This window comes from Acinetobacter sp. GW821-FHT01C12 (assembly GCF_059422625.1).
This window is the reverse complement of sequence record NZ_JBWKXD010000001.1, coordinates 945,194-963,352: the sequence shown is the minus strand read 5'-3', so window position 1 is coordinate 963,352 and position 18,159 is coordinate 945,194. Positions and strand designations below refer to the sequence as shown.

Genomic DNA, 18,159 nt, shown 5'->3' with positions numbered 1-18,159 from the left:
ATCGCTATGCGAAATTTATATTAAATAAATTTTCCTGTAGGAAATTAATCAAAGGTTAGTGGAATAAACATGGGTGCTTTAAATGGAATTCGTGTACTTGACTTAAGTCGAGTACTGGCTGGACCGTGGTGTGGACAGATTCTTGCCGATTTAGGCGCAGAAGTGATTAAGGTTGAAAGACCGAAACTAGGTGATGATACGCGTTCTTGGGGACCACCTTGGATGAAAGATGACGCTGGACAGGAGACACGAGAAGCCGCTTATTATCAGTCGACCAATCGTAATAAACTTTCTGTTGCAATTGATATTGCAAATCCTGAAGGGCAGGCGCTCATCAAAGCACTTATTCAAGATACCGATGTGGTCATTGAAAACTACAAAGCTGGTTCTTTGAAAAAATATGGCTTGGATTATGCTTCTTTATCAGAAATTAATCCTAAACTGGTTTATTGCTCGATTACGGGTTTTGGTCAAAATGGACCGAGAGCAGAAGAACCTGGCTATGATTTTATCATTCAAGGAATGGGTGGACTCATGTCCATCACGGGTGAAAAAGATGATTTACCCGGTGGTGGTCCGCAAAAAGTAGGTGTCGCATTTTCAGACTTATCAACGGGATTATATTCAACCATTGCCATACAAGCGGCTTTGCTCAATCGTCATATGACGGGTTTAGGGCAACATATAGATATGGCTTTACTTGATGTGCAAATTGCCACAATGGCAAATCAAGGAATGAATTATCTTTCATCTGGAAAAGTGCCGGTACGTTATGGCAATGCACATGCCAATATTGTGCCTTATCAATTATTTAAAGCCGCAGATCGAGAGTTTATCATTGCTTGTGGTAATGACACCCAGTTTATCCAACTGTGTAGAAGTATTGGTTTGCCAGAGTTACCCAATGATGTTCGATTTACCCGTAATGCAGATCGTGTTAAGCATCGTGATGAAGTGATCGAAATTTTATCAAAGCATTTTTTAAGCAAGACTGCCGATGAGTGGGTGAGTGCGATTTATGCTGCTAAAGTGCCTGTTGGTGTGATTAATAATCTAGAACAAGCTTTTAATGAACCTCAAGTGCTTGCGCGAGAGATGCTGGTAGAAATGCAACATCCTCAACGTGAAAAACTTACTGTGGTCGGTTCCCCGATTAAGCTTTCACGTACACCTGTAGAGTATAGAAATGCGCCTCCTTTATTAGGCGAACATACTCAAACAATCTTAGGCCGTATTATCTCTCCAGCAAAACTTGATGAGTTAAAAGCCAAAGGCGTGATAGGATAGTTTTTAAATAGATGATGTGAGCAGTCTAAAGCCATTTTTTTCAATAAAATAAGCAAATTTAGACTTTTCACATCGAGATGGATGCATCGTTTTATTTTCAAAGTGAATCAGATGATTGCTTTTTGCTATTTATAGAAAAAATAGATTATAATTTTCGCAGTGCGAAACAAATATGTGAATTGGTATAACCATGAATGATGCCGTAGATGCAGAACAAACAGAAAAATTATTAGCGCCTTTGAGGCATGAGTTATTGCATCCGATTGAAGATATGCAAGATGAAAATGATCGTCAATTTATTACAGCTTTAGGACGTGGTTTAGAACTCTTACGTTGCTTTACCCCAAAACATCAGCATTTGGGTAATCAAGAGTTATCACAAATGACCGGTTTGCCTAAACCGACCATTACCCGTTTAACGCACACATTGTCACGTTTGGGCTATATCAAGCAGGTCCCAAATTCTAGCAAATTTCAACTTTCAGTTGGGGTTTTGGCGTTTGGTTACTCCATGCTTTCTAATGTGTCTATCCGTAATATTGCACATCCCTATATGAAAAACTTAGCGGATTATGCGGGTGCTGCTGTGGCAATGGCAACGCGTGATCGTCTAAATATGATTTATTTGGATGTGGTACAAGGCAAGGGCAATATGACCATGCGTCGCCAAGTCGGTACTTATTTACCGATTCATTTAAGTTCAATGGGACGTGCATGTCTGGCTGCAATGCCTGAAGATGAAAGAGAGTTTTTACTTGATGCAATCCGTAGTAAACATAAAGACGATTGGATCAAGATTAACCGTGATTTAGATAAGGCATTTAAAGATTATCAAGATTTTGGTTATTGTTTTTCAATTGGTGAATGGCATAAAGATGTCAATTCAGTGGCAGTTCCCTTGATTCATGAACAACATGGTCTACTGGTATTTAACTGCGGCGGACCAAGCTTTATTATGAACCGCGAAAAACTTGAAGAGGATATTGCACCGCGTCTTCTCCACATGGTGAATAATATTCGTACTGAAATTAGCTAATTTTATTGCTTTAAAACTGAAAGGCCAGCAACGATCTACATTGTTGGCCTTTTTAATAAGATGCATGTTAATAAGATGCATGTTAAATAGTTTGCTTACGAAAAATAGGTGCTGTTTTTTCATCAATGCACTCAGTGCTTGTTTAAATTCGTCACCTTGCAAACAAAGTGAGAATACAGTGGACTCATGATCGATCAGATTTAATAAATTATCGACAAGCATAGGATGCTAAGAAATGAGCCTCAAAATATAAAATAGTGAGTGGAAAGAATATGAAAACCAAAATTACAGAATTATTTGAAATTGAACATCCGATTATTCAAGGCGGTATGCATTATGTCGGTTTTGCCGAGCTGGCTGCTGCAGTTTCAAATGCGGGTGGGTTAGGCATTATTACCGGTTTAACCCAGCGAACACCTGAAAATCTAGCAAAAGAAATTGCCCGATGTCGAGAAATGACCGATAAGCCTTTTGGTGTCAATCTAACTTTCTTACCCACAGTCAATACACCTGATTATCCGGGTTTTGTCGAGGCAATTATTAAGGGTGGGGTAAAAGTTGTAGAAACAGCAGGCCGTAATCCTGAACAGGTCATGCCTTATTTAAAGGCTGCTGGAATTAAAGTAATTCATAAATGCACTTCGGTTCGGCATAGTCTAAAAGCTCAAAAAATTGGATGTGATGCTGTTTCTGTCGATGGTTTTGAGTGTGGTGGGCACCCCGGTGAAGATGATGTACCGAATATGATTTTATTGCCTTTAGCTGCCGATACCTTAGAAATTCCATTTGTTGCATCTGGTGGTATGGCTGATGGACGCTCACTTGCTGCCGCTTTAGCCATGGGGGCGGATGGCATTAATATGGGAACACGTTTTATTGTAACTCAAGAAGCGCCAGTGCATGCAAATGTAAAACAGGCGATCCTGAATGCTACGGAAAGAGATACCCGTTTAATTATGCGTGCTTTACGTAATACTGAGCGTGTTATGAATAATGCGGCTGTAGAAAAAATTGTAGCCAAAGAAAAAGCACTTGGAGACCAGATTAAATTTGAAGATATCATTGAAGAAGTTGCAGGTGTTTATCCTAAAGTGATGATCGATGGTGATGTCAATGCTGGGGCGTGGTCATGTGGTTTGGTTGCCAGTCTGATCCATGACATTCCGACATGTGATGAACTGGTCAACCGTATTGTAAAAGATGCAGAAGACATTATTCGTGGACGTTTATTCGGGCTTTTATAAACATCTATTTGAGTTCAGCTTTATCTCGATGATAAAAGACTGCTTTTAAAGATCAGCACAACACTATGAATTGTGCTGATTTTTAGCATCTGCAAGACAATAATATAGACACAGCAGAGCAAAAACTAAGCCCAAGATACATACACCTGTCCAGCCAAAATGTTTCCATGCATAGCTTCCACTCGTGGTCCCTAAAGCACCGCCAGCGAAATAACCTGTCATATAGATGGCATTGAAACGTGAACGCAATTGTTGGTTAAGCTTAAAGACAATACTCTGATTGGTGACATGAACAGCCGAGAGCGAAGCATAAAGGATAAGTAAGGCAATGATATAAAAGATAAAATGATAAGAGAGCAATAAAAACAATAGCCAACTTAAAATCAGACCGATACCACAACATATCGAAATTTTATGAATATAGCCTTGATCAATAAATTTACCTGAAAAATTGGCAACGAATGTCCCTAAAACACCGACAAACCCAAATAAGCCAATCGTAAAATCACTGAAAAAATAAGGCGCAGGAGCTAAGAGTAAAGACATGGTGGTAAAGGTTAAGCTTACACAGGCAAAGGTTAATCCACCAATATAGGTTCTGATTCTTAGGCGACGATTTTGAATAAAGATTTGCGGCAGTGAGTGAATTGTTTTGAGATAATTTTCAGATTTGGTTGGAGGAAATAAGCCAATATTACGGTACAAAATAATCGCAATGAGCAATAATAAAAAACCGCTGAGTAGATAAATAACATTCCAAGCAAAAAGCGTCGACATCATCCCTGATAATGAGCGTGCCAATAAGACACCCATCATTAACCCACTCAGTAAAAAACCAACAACACGACCACTATGTTGAATTGGAACCAGACTGGCAGCCAGTGGTAACAACAGTTGGGCTGAACTAGAAAATAATCCTGTAATGATGGTACCGAGCATTAACAGATAAATATTGTGGGAAAAACCACTAATAATTAGCCCAATTGAGGCAAGCAGCATAAATATAAATAACAACTTACGCTTTTCAAGAATATCCCCTAAAGGCATTAAAAATAGCAGACCTGCTGCATAGGTGATTTGCGCTAAAGTAGGCACCCATGCTGTGGTGGTATCTGCTAAATTTAAACTTAGACTAATGGAATGAATCAGTGGTTGGCTAAAATAATTCCCACCAGTACAGATGCCTGCTGCAACTGCCATTAAAATAATGGTTGGGGTATAGAGAGTGTTTTTCATCATGCCTATGGTTTGTCATTATGAAATCGGAACTTTTAATCCACACAACCATGTATCTGCTGATTTTAAGCATCTGATTTTAATCATCGTTGTTAAGGCGTTTCACTCAAAGCATCTTGAATGTTGTGCACCATATGGATTAAACGGGGTCCAATTTCACCTTCAAGTTTTTCAGGGTTTAAATGAAAACTTGGTGCACCGCAGTTAAACACATAAAGACCATGTTTGGAGCTGACTAAAGGTACAGCAACAGAGTTTACTTCTTTATGCCATTCACCTAAAGAAAGGCAATATCCGTAATCTTGATAATCTCGGAAAGCTCGTTCTAAAGAACGTTTAATTGCAGGCCAGTTTTCAGCATTTTTTTGTTTAAGCGCATCCAGTAAAAAGTTACGCTCACGTTCAGGTGTAGCCGCCAAGCAAGCTCGACCCATGGAACTGCTGTGAATGGGTAGGGTTGAGCCGATGGGACGGCGCATATTTAAAGCAGTTTCGATCTGAACTACGTCGATATAGACCATGTTTAAACGGTCACGGGTTGCCATAGCAACAGGTGCTTGTACATATTGGCTCATTTCTTCCATATAGCGATGTGCAATATTACGGATAGAAATATTGGACAAGGCTGCATAGCCTAAAGATAAAACACCGATATCCAAAGTATATTTGGTGGAATTAGGTAATTGTTTTAAATAGCCTAATGACACTAAGGTATTGGTTATCCGCGCAATGGTAGGTTTTGGTAAACCCGTCATTTTTGCCAGTTCTTGGTTGCCCAAGACTTGATTGTTGGCAGAAAAACAACGTAATAGCTCTAAACCACGTGCTAAAGAAGCGATAAATTGGGGGTTATTTTCCCGATGAATATGTGAAATAGGATCAAGACGTATCTCATCAAAATTTATAGGTTGTTCAGTTTCTGAATTCTGAGACATTCAATACTCAAATATAATAAAGCAACAGTTTGGCTATTATATTTCGCTCTGCAAAATAAATCCATTCATCACTGCGCTGTTGTGATGAATGGATACTCGGTTAGTGATTAAACAGTCAATGTTATGACACGTTTTCAATCACCATGGCTAAGCCTTGTCCTACGCCAATACATAAGCTAACGACAGCATATTTCTTATTGCGGCGGATCAGCTCACGCGAAACTGTCAGTGCAAGACGTGCACCAGAAGCCCCAAGTGGGTGGCCAATGGCAATTGCACCACCATTTGGGTTGACACGCGGATCATTAAAATCAACATCTAAACCTTTTAAGCAAGATAATACTTGTGAAGCAAAAGCTTCATTGATTTCAATGATATCCATATCATCTAAAGTTAGCCCTGCACGTGCAATGGCTTTTTTGATTGCTTCGATTGGGCCAGCACCCATAATACGGGGTTCAATACCTGCTGCCGCTGCTGACAAGATTTTTGCCATTGGCTTTAAGCCATATTTTTGTCCCGCTGCTTCGGAACCGATGAGTAGTGCAGCAGCACCATCGTTAATACCCGATGCATTTCCAGCAGTGACGACACCACCTTCAAATAATGGTTTTAATTTGGTTAAGGCTTCAACCGTTGAGCTTGGGCGAGGGTGCTCATCTTCAGAAACCAGTTTTGGCGGTAACTTTTTGCCTTGAAAGACTTCAATTGGGGTAATTTCACCAGTAAAAAAGCCATCTTGTTTAGCTGTTTGATACTTTGCCTGTGATTGAGCTGCAAATAAATCTGCCTGTTCACGGGTAATGCCAAACTCAACTGCGACATTGTCACCAGTTTCAGGCATTGAGTGACCACCGTATTGCGCAATCAGCTTTTTGTTTGGAAAGCGTGAGCCAATTGTGGTGTCGTAAATTTTGGCCTCACGACTATAGGCAGATTCAGCTTTACCCATCACAAATGGAGCACGTGACATGCTTTCTACACCACCCGCAATATATAAATCGCCTTCGCCACAGGTAATGGCACGTGCAGAGTCAATCACAGCACCCAAACCACTTGCACATAAACGGTTTACAGTTTGGCCGGGAACAGTCACAGGTAAGCCCGCGATTAATAGGGCATTTCTGGCAACGTTACGGCTATCTTCACCACCTTGGTTGGTATCACCCAAAATAACATCTTCAATCGCTGCGCCCGGAACCCCAGTTTTTTCAAGGAGCTTTTGTAAAACTGCCGCAGCTAAATCATCTGGACGTACTGAAGCAAGCTCACCTGCATGACGACCAATCGGGCTACGTAAACCATCATAAATATAGGCATTTAACATTGAGAAGTTCCTTTTCAAAATCCAGAATTAAAAGTAAGCGGTAAATTTAATGCGACACGACGTTGTAACCATGGGCTAGGGCGATAGCGTGGGTCATAGGTCAGTGTTGAGATACGATTGAGAATGAGTAAGATTTTTTGGCTACCGATATGATCACCCCATTCAATAGGGCCAAAGGGATAGCCTAAACCTAAACGGACTGCGGCATTGATATCATCGACACTGGCAATATTTTGTTGTGCAATATCACAGCCTAAATTAATCACCATGGCTAAAACACGTTGTGCCACGAAGCCAATACTTTCAGCAATCATGCTGACCATAGCACCATCTAAATTAAACATAGAGTGGGCTGCTTGACGATACTCCGTGCTTGTCGCCAGTGACGGCATTAACGTTCTATGTTTATTTATGCCATATAGCATATCTATGGCAACAGCTTGTTGTGGATTGACTTTTAAACGTGTCGCTGCTTGGGTGGTATCTTCACCATAGCAAGCGAGTAAACATAAACTCTCAGGTAGTGGTTCTAGACCTGTATCTAAGACAATATTTTGCTGGATTAAATAATCTTCCAGTTGTTGTTTATCTTCAGCAAAATCAGCTGCAATCCAAACTTTTGGATAGTTGGTTAAACGCTCAACAAACTGTGCAGGTTTTTCACCTGTTTTTGTGCCTGTTTCATAGTGGTAAAAGCCTTGATTGACTTTACGCCCAAGTTGTTTGGCTTCAAGCATTTGTTTGGTCAATGGATTGGGCTTGTAACGGGCTTCTTCATAGTATTGATGATAAATCGACTCCATTACAGGATGTGATACATCCAGTCCTGTTAAATCCATGAGTTCGAATGGTCCCATTCTAAAACCAACACCATCTCTTAAAATGCGATCAATTTCACTGATGTCACAGACGTTTTCATTTAAGATTTTTAACGCTTCGGTGCCATAGGCGCGCCCCGCATGATTAATAATAAATCCTGGGGTATCTTTGGCAACAACAGGTCGATGACCAAATGCACGTGATAGCTCATTTAATGCAGCTACAATACGTGGATCCGTTTTTAATCCTTGGATCACTTCCACAACTTTCATCAGGGGTACCGGATTAAAAAAATGGAAACCGACTACACGTTGTGGTTTTTTACAGTTTGCTGCAATGGCTGTGATTGAAAGCGATGAAGTATTTGAGGCTAAAATAGTGGTGTCTGAAACGATTTCTTCGAGTTGTTGCATCAACGCTTGTTTGATATCTAAGCGCTCAACAATCGCTTCCACAATCAAGTCACAGGCTTTTAAATCTTCAAGTTGCGCGGCAACGATCAAATGTTTGTTGGCATTTTCCGCCTGTTCAGCGCTGATTTTATTTTTATCGACCAGCTTTTGAAATGTTGCTGCCAGCTTTTCTTTGGCCTGTAGCGCAGCACCTTCTTTGGTGTCATATAAATAAGTGGTATGACCTGATTGTGCGGCAATTTGAGCAATACCGCTGCCCATAATACCAACACCAATTACAGCCATGCTTTGAATATCATAAGTCATGTCGATCATCCTGATAACTGATCCAGATTAAACGAAAAATTAGAGATGGAAAAAATAGAAACGAAAGAAACCAGTACAGTTTGGTGGGTTAACTCAGACATTGTTTGTCACCATCAATCGGTAAAATTTGTCCAGAAATAGAGCAACCGCTTTCCGAGGCTAAAAATATACACAAATCGGCAATATGCTTTGGATTGACAAAATATTTGAGCGATTGATTTTTAAGTGCATTTTGCGTAACGGCATCCAAGGAAGTTTGAGCGACATCTGCACGCGCTTGTAACACCCGTTGAACACGTTCCCCATCCACTGCACCTGGAAGTATGGCATTGACTCGAATATTGTCTGCACCGAGTTCCATTGACAATGTTTTGGTAAAACCGATTAATCCCCATTTAGAGGTCGCGTAAGCCAAACGATATGGATAGCCCAAACGTCCAGCGATCGATGACATATTGATAATGACACCTGCTTCCGACTGTTTTAAAAAGGGGATGGCGAGTTGGGTGATAGCAAAGGTACTATTTAAATTAAGGTTTAATACCGCACTCCAATCGGCGAAACTCAATTCTTCTGCTGCGATGGTTGGGCCAGAAATCCCTGTATTATTGACCAGAACATCAATATGCCCCAATTTGCTGATAGCTTCACTAAACATAGATTTGATTTCATCATGGTTAGCTAAATCACATGCATAAATATGTAGTGCAGGATAGGCCTTTTGGAATTGTGCTAAGCTTTCTGCATTGATATCACAAACGAAAACTTCATCGTGATGCGCTAAGAATGCTTCTGCAATACATCGTCCAATTCCTGAACCGCCTGCACTAATCAATACTTTTCTAGCCATTTCTATTCCATTGTTGTTATCGATTAAGCTTATTTGCCTTGATATGATGGTTTACGCTTTTCAATAAATGCCTGAATGCCTTCATTTTTATCTTCGGTCGAAAACAACAATTGAAATGACTTACGCTCCAATGCCAAACCTGCATTTAATGGAACATCTTCACTCATTAAAGCAACTTCTTTGATTTGTTGCAGGGCAATCGGTGGCATTTTTGCTAGACTTTGCGCCATTTGAATGGCAGTTGGGATGGTCTGGTCATCTTCAGTAACTTGGGAAACCAGTCCAATGCTATATGCTTCTTCGGCCTTGACCATTACACCCGTCATGATCATACGCATCGCGTGGAATTTACCCACTGCACGGAAGAGACGTTGGGTTCCACCAGCGCCAGGCATTAAACCGACTTTAATTTCAGGTTGACCAAAAGTTGCGCCTTTACCCGCAATAATAATGTCGCTATGCATGGCAAGTTCACAACCACCACCCAGTGCATAACCATTTACAGCAGCAATCACGGGTTTAGGGCATTGCGCAATTGCATTCCAATAACGTTCTGTATGACGTAGCAACATTTCTGTAGAGGTTGCGCTTGCCATTTCTTTTAAGTCAGCCCCTGCGGCAAAAACTTCTTCACCACCTGTAAGCACAATGGCATGGATCTGGTCATTAAAACTTAACTCAGTAAACACTTGAGCCAGTTGCTGACGTACCTGTGTATTTAAGGCATTTTTAGCCTCTGGACGATTAATCTTCACGATCGCTACTTTCTGAACAGAATAGTCTATTTCAATGAAACTGTTCCCTGTTATTTCACTCATTTTTTGATTCCTTGTTTCGCAGATCAAAACTATGTTTCTTTAATAATGCGTGTTTTGAAATTTATTTCAAGTAGTTTTTATTCATCTTGACACTTTATCGTCTGCAAATTTTTCTAAGTGATTGATATTTAATATTGGTAGAGTGTAAAATTTCGCTTAATGAAATTAATTTTCAAAAAAGCTTGAAATTTGTGTTTTTAATCTCGTACTATGAAACACATTCGCAGTAAACAAGATTTAAAACAGGGTATCCATTACCCAGCTGGAATAGCTAATGGATGCAATGAAGCTACAAAAGAAGGGAGATCATAGATGATCCGTGATGAAGGAATGTTGCAACAGTTGCTCACAACAATTCGTGACTTTGTAAAAAATGAATTGATTCCACGTGAGCATGAGGTTGCCGAGCAGGACAAAATTCCTGAGGATATCGTGCAACAAATGCGTGAGTTAGGTTTGTTTGGGTTAACCATTCCAGAAGAATATGGTGGATTGGGAATTACCATGGAAGAGGAGGTGAATGTTGCATTTGAACTTGGGCAAACTTCACCGGCATTCCGTTCACTGATTGGTACCAACAATGGTATTGGTTCAAGTGCGATTTTGATTGATGGCACAGAAGAACAAAAACAAAAATATCTTCCTCGTTATGCCAGCGGTGAAATTATTGGTTCATTTTGCTTAACCGAACCTGAGGCTGGTTCAGATGCCGCCTCTTTAAAAACCAGTGCGGTCAAAGATGGTGATTTTTACGTTTTAAACGGCACTAAACGCTTTATTACCAATGCACCACATGCTGCTACTTTTACCGTGATGGCACGGACCAATCCTGATATTAAAGGTGCAAGTGGTATTTCTGCATTTTTAGTTGAAGCCAATACGCCTGGGATTAGTTTGGGGAAAATCGATCAAAAGATGGGACAAAAGGGTTCTCATACTTGTGATGTGATTTTTGAAAACTGCCGCGTTCCAGCATCAGCACTGATTGGTGGGATTGAAGGTATTGGTTTTAAAACAGCCATGAAGGTTTTAGATAAAGGTCGTTTACATATTGGTGCATATAGCGTCGGTGTGGCTGAACGGATGTTAAACGACGCACTTCACTATGCCATTGAGCGCAAACAATTTGGTCAGCCGATTGCTAATTTTCAATTGATCCAAGCCATGCTTGCAGACTCAAAAGCTGAGATTTACGCGGCAAAATGTATGGTGCTCGATGCTGCGCGTCGCCGTGATAATGGCGAAAACATTAGTACAGAAGCATCTTGTTCAAAAATGTTTGCCACTGAAATGTGTGGTCGGGTCGCAGATCGTTGCGTACAAATTCACGGTGGTGCTGGTTATATCAGTGAATATGCCATTGAACGTTTTTATCGTGATGTGCGTTTGTTCCGTTTATATGAAGGAACCACGCAAGTTCAACAATTGATTATCGCAAAAAACATGATTAGGGACGCTACAGCCTAATAACAATTAGATGCCATGAGGCAGGGGATGCCTCATATTCCTTCTGAGGATATGGACATGACAACGGAAACAGTTACACAAAATAATAGTGGTAATAATGGGGCTGGAGAGGTGATTCAGACACCCAAAAAGATTTGGATTACGGCCTTTATCTTTGCATTTTTTACTTTGCTTTGTGATGGCGCAGATTTGGGCTTTTTAGCGTTAAGTTTGACCAGTTTAAAGGCTGAGTTTCATCTGAGCGGTGTACAAGCAGGAACTTTGGGCAGTTTGACACTGTTAGGTTCCGCCGTGGGTGGTTTAGTTGGTGGATGGGCTTGTGATCGCTTTGGCCGAGTGCGCGTGATTGTATTCTTTATTGCTTTTTCTTCTGTTCTGACCTGTGCATTGGGTTTTACCCATTCATATATGCAATTTGCGATTTTAAGAACAGTCGGTGCAATGGGCTTAGGCGCACTTTATATTGCCTGTAATATTTTAATGTCTGAAATGGTACCGACCAAACATCGTTCTACAGTGTTGGCAACACTGATGACGGGCTATACCTTGGGGTCTTTACTTGCGACTTTATTGGCAGGTCATATTATTCCTGAACATGGCTGGCGTTTCCTATATTGGCTTGCAATTACCCCGATTATTTTATCAGTACTGATGCATTTTATCGTACCTGAGCCTGAGTCATGGAAAAAAGCACGCCAATTAAAAGTCATTGCAATGCCACAAAATGCACAGCCTGTAAAACGTCAGAATCCGTATTGGGAAATTTTGAAAGATAAGAAACATGGCACCATGTTTGTGCTGTGGATTTTGAGTACTGGTGCTTTGCAATTTGGTTATTACGGGGTGAGTAACTGGCTGCCGGCTTATTTGGAATCTGATCTAGGAATCAAGTTTAAAGAAATGGCGATGTATATGGTCGGCACTTTCTTAATCATGATGTTTGCCAAAATTATTGCTGGGATTATTGCGGATAAATTGGGTCGCCGCGCTGTATTTGCATTCGGCACAATTGGCACAGCTCTATTTATTCCCGTGATTGTTTACCTTAACACGCCTGCCAATATTTTATGGCTCATGCTGTTCTTTGGTTTTCTATATGGCATACCGTATGCAATCAATGCCACGTATATGACTGAAAGTTTTCCAACCTCAATTCGAGGCTCGGCGGTTGGCGGTGCATATAACATCGGTAAAGTACTTTCAATTTTCTCTCCATTAACCATCGGTTATTTATCACAACATGGTTCGATTGGTTTAGGACTGTTGGTGATGGCTGGGGCGTACTTTATATGCGGTGTAATTCCATTGTTATTTATTAAAGACCGACTATTTAACCCGCAAAAGGCAGAGTGACAATTTGACCTGTCACGTCAATTTAAGGATGAAAAGGGACAAGCGAAATGATAAATAAAATCACCAGTGACATTGAACCGATTTTAAAGGCAATTCCTGATGGTGCAACCATCATGACCAGTGGTTTTGGTGTGACAGGTCAGCCTGCGGAACTGATTGAAGCCTTGATCGATTTAGGTAAAAAAGAGCTGACCATTGTCAATAACAATGCTGCCTCTGGTGATCGTGGTTTGACCAAGCTGATCATTGCAGGTTGTGTCAGAAAAATGATCAGTTCATTTCCAAAGTCAGCGGGTTCGACCGTATTTCAAGACTTATATCGTGCAGGAAAGATTGAATTAGAACTGGTTCCACAGGGCAACTTAGCCTGCCGTATTCAAGCGGCAGGTGCAGGTCTAGGTGCAATATTTACACCGACAGGCTATGGCACAAAAGTCGCAGAAGGCAAAGAAACCAGAACCATTAATGGTCGAAACTATGTACTTGAGTATCCGCTTGAAGCTGACTTTGCTTTGATTTATGCCGATCAAGCCGATCGTTGGGGGAATTTGACCTATCGTAAGGCAGCACGGAACTTTGGCCCGATTATGGCAAAAGCGGCAAAAACAACCATTGTTCAAGTGAATCATACGGTAGATCTAGGAAGCCTTGATCCTGAGTGCATTATCACACCTGGGATTTTTGTACAGCATGTTGTCAAAGTAGGAGATATCTAATGTCAGTTCAAAAACGTTCTCGTGAAGATATCGCTCAGTTGATTGCTCAGGATATTCCCGAAGGAGCTTATGTCAATTTAGGTATTGGTTTACCCACCAACGTTGCGAAGTATTTACCTCAAGACAAAGAAATCTTTCTGCACTCAGAAAATGGGGTTTTGGCCTTTGGCCCACCACCCAAAGCAGGTGAAGAAGATGAGGACTTGGTCAATGCTGGAAAGGAGTTAGTCACTTTGCTGGATGGTGGCTGCTTTATGCATCACGGAGATTCATTTGACATTATGCGTGGTGGGCATCTGGATATCTGCGTGATTGGTGCTTTTCAGGTCGCAGTGAATGGCGATTTAGCCAATTGGCATACTGGCAAAGCTGATGATGTTCCCGCTGTAGGTGGTGCAATGGATTTAGCGGTGGGAGCCAAGTCAATTTATGTCTATATGGAGCATGTCACCAAAAAGGGCGAAGCTAAAATTGTTGATGTACTGAGTTATCCCATTACAGGGGAGCAGTGTGTAGATCGTATTTATACCGATTTATGCATTATTGAATTAAAAGGTCACAAAGCCTATGTCACTGAAATGGTTTCGGGACTGAGTTTTGATGAGTTACAGGCAGTAACGGGCTGCCCGTTGATAGATGCACGAGACGCTTAGTTTATAAGCGTAGGAAAAAAAGCTTCTTTAAGGATTAAAAGATGAAAAAATTAATTTTAGCTACAGCTTGCGCTGTGGCTTCAGGGACTATTTTTGCAAATTCGCCAGTGACAGCAGAACAACGGATTAATCTGTTAGAGACAGAGCTGCAAAAACTCAAAGCAGAACTCGAAGCTCAAAAGCTGTCACAAAATAATTTGCAGGTCAAACAAGCAAAAATTGAAGAAAATGTAGAAAAAAATAAAGCACTTGAAACCGCGAAACCAATTGCACCTTCGTGGGTGACTTGGACAGACAATGTTAAAGTCTATGGAATTGCTCGACTTGATGCTGCAGTTGATTTTAAGTCCTCACCAGATTCGGGAGGAAGAACCACCAATAGCTTAAATCGGACTCCGTTTGAAAGTGACAAGCGTTCCGATCATGCCCGCTCAGATGCCATGATCAATGCCAGTCGAATCGGGGTGTATTTCAACAGTCCAGATAAGGCTGTAACAGGAAATATTGAAGCCGATTTCTTTGACAGTGCCAACATGGGTACAGGCGATGGTAAATTCCGTATTCGTCATGCTTTCTTTACTTATAAAGATTGGACTTTCGGTCAAACCTGGTCTTTGATGTCCAATATGGAAACACGCACAGAGTCCGTCGATTATACTCAGTTTATGGGAACCTCTTATACCCGTACACCTCAAGTGCGCTATGACTGGAAGATAAATGGCAAGAGTGATTTAAAAGTCGCATTGGAATACACTGGATCTCGGGTTTCAGCATTCCCGACATTGACAGGTCGATATACGGTAAAAGAAGGTGCCTTAACGGCTTTGGCTCAAGGTTTTGTCAATGAAAAATCAGTAGATGTTGCGAAAGATACGGTTAAAAAAGTCAGTTGGGGCGCGGGCGCAGGTTTAAAATACCAACTAAGCCCAGCGCAATCTGTACAGGCGAATTATCAATATATCGTGGGTGATCAAAAATTCATGCCATATACCACACAAACTGGCCTGACAAATGCAACCAGTTTAAATGCGGCAGGTGATTTTTCGTTAAATGCGCAAAAAACAGATTTAGAGATGAATAAACTCAATAGCTTAAATATTGGCTATTCATATAAATTTAATCCGCAATGGCGTGCAAATTTATCTGCATCGATTTTTGATTTTGATGATGATTCAGCCTATGCAAAACTCAATCCTGACGCAAATAAGCGTTTAACGGATTATGCTGCCAATCTGTTTTATTCACCGGCTGAGCAAATTGATATTGGTATGGAATATCATCAAGGTAAGCGTGAAGTGTTTGATGGAAGAACAGCAGATGTTTCTCGCATTAACTTTGTGTCGATGTACAAATTCTAAAATAAGGTGAGCTGCGCAATGGAAAAAATAGTTCAACCTGACACAACACATATCTTGTCAAAAAGCTTTATTTTCATCATGGCAATGGCATGTGGAATTTGTGCAGGTTCGAACTATTATAACCAGCCTTTGATTTATTCTATTGCAGAAGCTTTACAGGTCAATGCAGAGCAAGTCGCTTTAACAATTGTAATCGGTCAACTCTCTTATGCAGTTGGTCTGTTTATCTTGGTGCCGCTCGGTGATTTTTTTGAAAAGCGTAGCTATATTTGTCTGTTGATGTGCTGCACAGGTTTTGCCCAGATCGGACTTTCTTTAAGTCAAAGTTTGCCTGTATTGTATGGTTTTACCTTTTTAGCCACCTTCTTTTCGATTACGACACAAGTCTTGGTACCGTTTGCTGCTGGTTTGGCGAGCCCTCAAAAAAGCCCGCAAATTGTCGGAACATTGATGAGTGGCTTGTTTTTAGGCATTCTCTTAGCCAGATCAATCGCAGGCTTACTTTCGACCGTTTGGTCATGGCATGCGGTGTATTTACTCAGTGGTATTGTGATTTTAGCTTTTGCAGTAGTGATGTGGCTTAAATTACCCGTTGCTCGAAAATCTCATCAATTAACAGTGCTGCAAATTTATCGTTCATTGTTTACATTGGCCGTTGATCAGCCACATTTAATCCGCCGTGGTCTGGCAGGTGGGATCGGCTTCGGCATATTGGCGTTGATCTTTACCACCATGACTTTTATTCTTGCCAATGCGCCTTATCATTTCAATGATTTCCAAATTGGTTTATTTGGCATAGTTGGTTTGGCGGGTGTGTTTGCAACCCCTTGGGCGGGAAAACAAATTGCCAAAGGATTGGAAAATAAGGTTGCACTGATTTGTATGTGGTTATTGGTACTGGCATGGATTCCACTGTTTTTTGCCCAGCAGTCTTTGCTGGCTTATGCAGGGGGTGTGATTTTGGCTTATTTTGGTTTATCGGCCTTTCATGTACTTAACCAAAATCTAGTCTATCGAATTTCAGCACAAGCACGTTCTCGAATTAACTCTATTTATATGACATTGTATTTTGGTGGTGCTGCGTTGGGTTCTTTGGTTGCGGTCTACACGTGGAAACATTGGGGATGGAGTGTCTGTGTGGCTGTGGGTTTAGCCATGGCAATTCTAAGTTTTATAATTGACCGAATAGATTTTTATGTCATGAAGAAAACAGTGATAAAAGAATAGGGGCTGTTGACAATTCGTCTATGTTTGCGACTACGTGTGTTTTTTAGGCGATACTAGGCGCGAAATACGAAATTTAGTCATTCTAAATAATGAGAAACATCGTTTCGCAAGGTAACACGTAGCGGCAAAAAACACACTAGTCCCCCGCTGCGCCTTGCGCTGCAAACAAAGCAGTGCTTTGTTCTTGCTCAGGGTTGTGGCTAAAATTATCTCAGCCTTCGTTATGAAACTCGAAAATAGTCTCGCTATTCTCTTCGTTTCCTGCCTTGCCTGCTCAATTTTAGCCTACAACGCAAGCCATTTATTAAGTGTCAACAGACCCTAAGCCGTAAAAGGGCTTAGTCTTTTTATTATTTTCGTATGATCATCAGTGTTGCCGTCGCAAAAGCATAAATTTTGCCATTTTCATCCACAATTTTACCTTCTGTGGTAATGATATTACGTCCAGCATTAATCAGTTCAGCTTGTGCGTAGTAGGCGGTATCGATCTGCATTGGGCGAATCATTTTCACATTGAGATCAATCGTGCCATAACCCATGCCATGTTCCAGCAAGGTATGTGCTGCACTTCCCGTTGCAGTATCTAAAGCAGTCGCACAAAAACCGCCATGGATTGTTCCTTGTATATTTCGATGCGCTTGACTTGGCGTAACCTTATACGTCGCTTTGCCTTTAGAAACTTCGATTAACTGCATAGGAATGGTTTGCGCCATGGGTGACGCTGGAATTTCACCATTTTTTAAAGCAGTTAAGAATTCAAGACCTGTGTATTGAGGGTTATCCATAAATCATCCTTGGAGTGTTAAGCGATCTAATTACCATACTATAAAATTTAATTTTACGAAATAATATTTTGCTATACAAAATTATTTTTTAATCAAATATTATACTTGAATTTTTATTTATTTAAATATTATTGTTAAAATACAGCTTGTTGTATCGGTTTTTCATATTTTTGGTGGTATTTTTGAATAAATTTATCTAATAAGAATGAAAATAAATTTTGCAATAAGAAATTTATTTGATATTTTTAAGCAATCGTAAAATAAAATTGTCATCCAAGGGAAATCATCTCTATCTGCATCATCGGCAGAAGAACTGAAAGGGAAACACT

At 40.6% G+C, this 18,159-nt stretch carries 16 protein-coding genes and 1 pseudogene; 9 read left to right on the top strand and 8 right to left on the bottom strand.

The window, feature by feature from the left end; translation table 11 throughout:
• The first annotated feature begins 69 nt into the window (after positions 1-69).
• Together AC07WY_RS04630 and AC07WY_RS04625 are read left to right on the top strand one after the other, a co-directional pair.
• Positions 70-1,287 carry a CaiB/BaiF CoA transferase family protein gene (locus AC07WY_RS04630; RefSeq protein WP_494735798.1) on the top strand — a complete coding sequence of 406 codons (1,218 nt, stop codon included), beginning with the start codon at positions 70-72 and terminating at the stop codon, positions 1,285-1,287.
• Positions 1,288-1,477: 190 nt separating this feature from the next.
• The gene (locus AC07WY_RS04625) at positions 1,478-2,323 is read left to right on the top strand and encodes an IclR family transcriptional regulator (protein ID WP_004721467.1); all 846 of its coding nucleotides are present in this window, start codon (positions 1,478-1,480) and stop codon (positions 2,321-2,323) included.
• Positions 2,324-2,405: 82 nt separating this feature from the next.
• Here the strand turns inward: AC07WY_RS04625 and AC07WY_RS04620 are convergent.
• A pseudogene (locus AC07WY_RS04620) lies at positions 2,406-2,545 on the bottom strand (enoyl-CoA hydratase); the annotation flags it as partial.
• A gap of 50 nt (positions 2,546-2,595) precedes the next feature.
• Between AC07WY_RS04620 and AC07WY_RS04615 the strand changes: the two are divergent.
• Positions 2,596-3,567 (top strand): NAD(P)H-dependent flavin oxidoreductase, encoded by a 972-nt coding sequence (locus AC07WY_RS04615; RefSeq protein WP_419336984.1) that lies wholly within the window; start codon positions 2,596-2,598, stop codon positions 3,565-3,567.
• 63 nt (positions 3,568-3,630) lie between these two features.
• Here AC07WY_RS04615 and AC07WY_RS04610 read toward each other — a convergent pair whose 3' ends face one another.
• From AC07WY_RS04610 to AC07WY_RS04585, 6 genes are all read right to left on the bottom strand, one after another.
• Entirely contained in the window at positions 3,631-4,806 is a 1,176-nt protein-coding gene (locus tag AC07WY_RS04610) for an MFS transporter (RefSeq protein WP_262085702.1), read from the bottom strand.
• An 89-nt stretch (positions 4,807-4,895) separates the two neighbouring features.
• Positions 4,896-5,738, bottom strand: coding sequence for an IclR family transcriptional regulator (locus AC07WY_RS04605; protein WP_004721464.1), 843 nt, complete (start codon positions 5,736-5,738; stop codon positions 4,896-4,898).
• A 121-nt stretch (positions 5,739-5,859) separates the two neighbouring features.
• Complete coding sequence (locus AC07WY_RS04600; protein WP_262085703.1) at positions 5,860-7,065, bottom strand: 3-oxoadipyl-CoA thiolase; 1,206 nt, start codon at positions 7,063-7,065, stop codon at positions 5,860-5,862.
• A gap of 14 nt (positions 7,066-7,079) precedes the next feature.
• Entirely contained in the window at positions 7,080-8,603 is a 1,524-nt protein-coding gene (locus tag AC07WY_RS04595) for a 3-hydroxyacyl-CoA dehydrogenase (protein WP_494735797.1), read from the bottom strand.
• 88 nt (positions 8,604-8,691) lie between these two features.
• Positions 8,692-9,453 (bottom strand): SDR family oxidoreductase, encoded by a 762-nt coding sequence (locus tag AC07WY_RS04590; RefSeq protein ID WP_494735796.1) that lies wholly within the window; start codon positions 9,451-9,453, stop codon positions 8,692-8,694.
• A gap of 29 nt (positions 9,454-9,482) precedes the next feature.
• Positions 9,483-10,271 (bottom strand): enoyl-CoA hydratase, encoded by a 789-nt coding sequence (locus tag AC07WY_RS04585; protein ID WP_494735795.1) that lies wholly within the window; start codon positions 10,269-10,271, stop codon positions 9,483-9,485.
• Between the two features lie 312 nt (positions 10,272-10,583).
• Here AC07WY_RS04585 and AC07WY_RS04580 point away from each other — a divergent pair, with 312 nt between their 5' ends.
• Genes AC07WY_RS04580 through AC07WY_RS04555 form a run of 6 tightly spaced genes read left to right on the top strand, consistent with a single transcriptional unit; the run spans position 10,584 to position 17,045 of the window.
• Complete coding sequence (locus AC07WY_RS04580; protein WP_004721459.1) at positions 10,584-11,738, top strand: acyl-CoA dehydrogenase family protein; 1,155 nt, start codon at positions 10,584-10,586, stop codon at positions 11,736-11,738.
• Between the two features lie 57 nt (positions 11,739-11,795).
• Entirely contained in the window at positions 11,796-13,091 is a 1,296-nt protein-coding gene (locus tag AC07WY_RS04575; RefSeq protein WP_494735794.1) for an MFS transporter, read from the top strand.
• A gap of 47 nt (positions 13,092-13,138) precedes the next feature.
• Positions 13,139-13,807, top strand: coding sequence for a 3-oxoacid CoA-transferase subunit A (locus AC07WY_RS04570; RefSeq protein ID WP_004721455.1), 669 nt, complete (start codon positions 13,139-13,141; stop codon positions 13,805-13,807).
• Entirely contained in the window at positions 13,807-14,460 is a 654-nt protein-coding gene (locus AC07WY_RS04565) for a 3-oxoacid CoA-transferase subunit B (RefSeq protein WP_004721453.1), read from the top strand. The genes AC07WY_RS04570 and AC07WY_RS04565 overlap by 1 nt, the downstream gene beginning before the upstream one ends.
• A 41-nt stretch (positions 14,461-14,501) precedes the next feature.
• Positions 14,502-15,818, top strand: a complete 1,317-nt coding sequence (gene dcaP, locus AC07WY_RS04560) for an outer membrane trimeric porin-like protein DcaP (RefSeq protein ID WP_004721452.1) — start codon at positions 14,502-14,504, stop codon at positions 15,816-15,818.
• Positions 15,819-15,836: 18 nt separating this feature from the next.
• On the top strand, positions 15,837-17,045 hold the full coding sequence (locus AC07WY_RS04555) for an MFS transporter (RefSeq protein ID WP_494735793.1): 1,209 nt from the start codon (positions 15,837-15,839) through the stop codon (positions 17,043-17,045).
• 350 nt (positions 17,046-17,395) lie between these two features.
• Here AC07WY_RS04555 and AC07WY_RS04550 read toward each other — a convergent pair whose 3' ends face one another.
• Entirely contained in the window at positions 17,396-17,830 is a 435-nt protein-coding gene (locus AC07WY_RS04550) for a PaaI family thioesterase (RefSeq protein WP_494735792.1), read from the bottom strand.
• Positions 17,831-18,159 lie beyond the last annotated feature (329 nt).

Bases quoted from the DNA above. Each gene is read 5' to 3' on its own strand.
- AC07WY_RS04630 (WP_494735798.1), top strand. From the start codon at position 70: ATGGGTGCTTTAAATGGAATTCGTGTACTTGACTTAAGTCGAGTACTG.
- AC07WY_RS04625 (WP_004721467.1), top strand. From the start codon at position 1,478: ATGAATGATGCCGTAGATGCAGAACAAACAGAAAAATTATTAGCGCCT.
- AC07WY_RS04615 (WP_419336984.1), top strand. From the start codon at position 2,596: ATGAAAACCAAAATTACAGAATTATTTGAAATTGAACATCCGATTATT.
- AC07WY_RS04610 (WP_262085702.1), bottom strand. From the start codon at position 4,806: ATGATGAAAAACACTCTCTATACCCCAACCATTATTTTAATGGCAGTT.
- AC07WY_RS04605 (WP_004721464.1), bottom strand. From the start codon at position 5,738: ATGTCTCAGAATTCAGAAACTGAACAACCTATAAATTTTGATGAGATA.
- AC07WY_RS04600 (WP_262085703.1), bottom strand. From the start codon at position 7,065: ATGTTAAATGCCTATATTTATGATGGTTTACGTAGCCCGATTGGTCGT.
- AC07WY_RS04595 (WP_494735797.1), bottom strand. From the start codon at position 8,603: ATGACTTATGATATTCAAAGCATGGCTGTAATTGGTGTTGGTATTATG.
- AC07WY_RS04590 (WP_494735796.1), bottom strand. From the start codon at position 9,453: ATGGCTAGAAAAGTATTGATTAGTGCAGGCGGTTCAGGAATTGGACGA.
- AC07WY_RS04585 (WP_494735795.1), bottom strand. From the start codon at position 10,271: ATGAGTGAAATAACAGGGAACAGTTTCATTGAAATAGACTATTCTGTT.
- AC07WY_RS04580 (WP_004721459.1), top strand. From the start codon at position 10,584: ATGATCCGTGATGAAGGAATGTTGCAACAGTTGCTCACAACAATTCGT.
- AC07WY_RS04575 (WP_494735794.1), top strand. From the start codon at position 11,796: ATGACAACGGAAACAGTTACACAAAATAATAGTGGTAATAATGGGGCT.
- AC07WY_RS04570 (WP_004721455.1), top strand. From the start codon at position 13,139: ATGATAAATAAAATCACCAGTGACATTGAACCGATTTTAAAGGCAATT.
- AC07WY_RS04565 (WP_004721453.1), top strand. From the start codon at position 13,807: ATGTCAGTTCAAAAACGTTCTCGTGAAGATATCGCTCAGTTGATTGCT.
- dcaP (WP_004721452.1), top strand. From the start codon at position 14,502: ATGAAAAAATTAATTTTAGCTACAGCTTGCGCTGTGGCTTCAGGGACT.
- AC07WY_RS04555 (WP_494735793.1), top strand. From the start codon at position 15,837: ATGGAAAAAATAGTTCAACCTGACACAACACATATCTTGTCAAAAAGC.
- AC07WY_RS04550 (WP_494735792.1), bottom strand. From the start codon at position 17,830: ATGGATAACCCTCAATACACAGGTCTTGAATTCTTAACTGCTTTAAAA.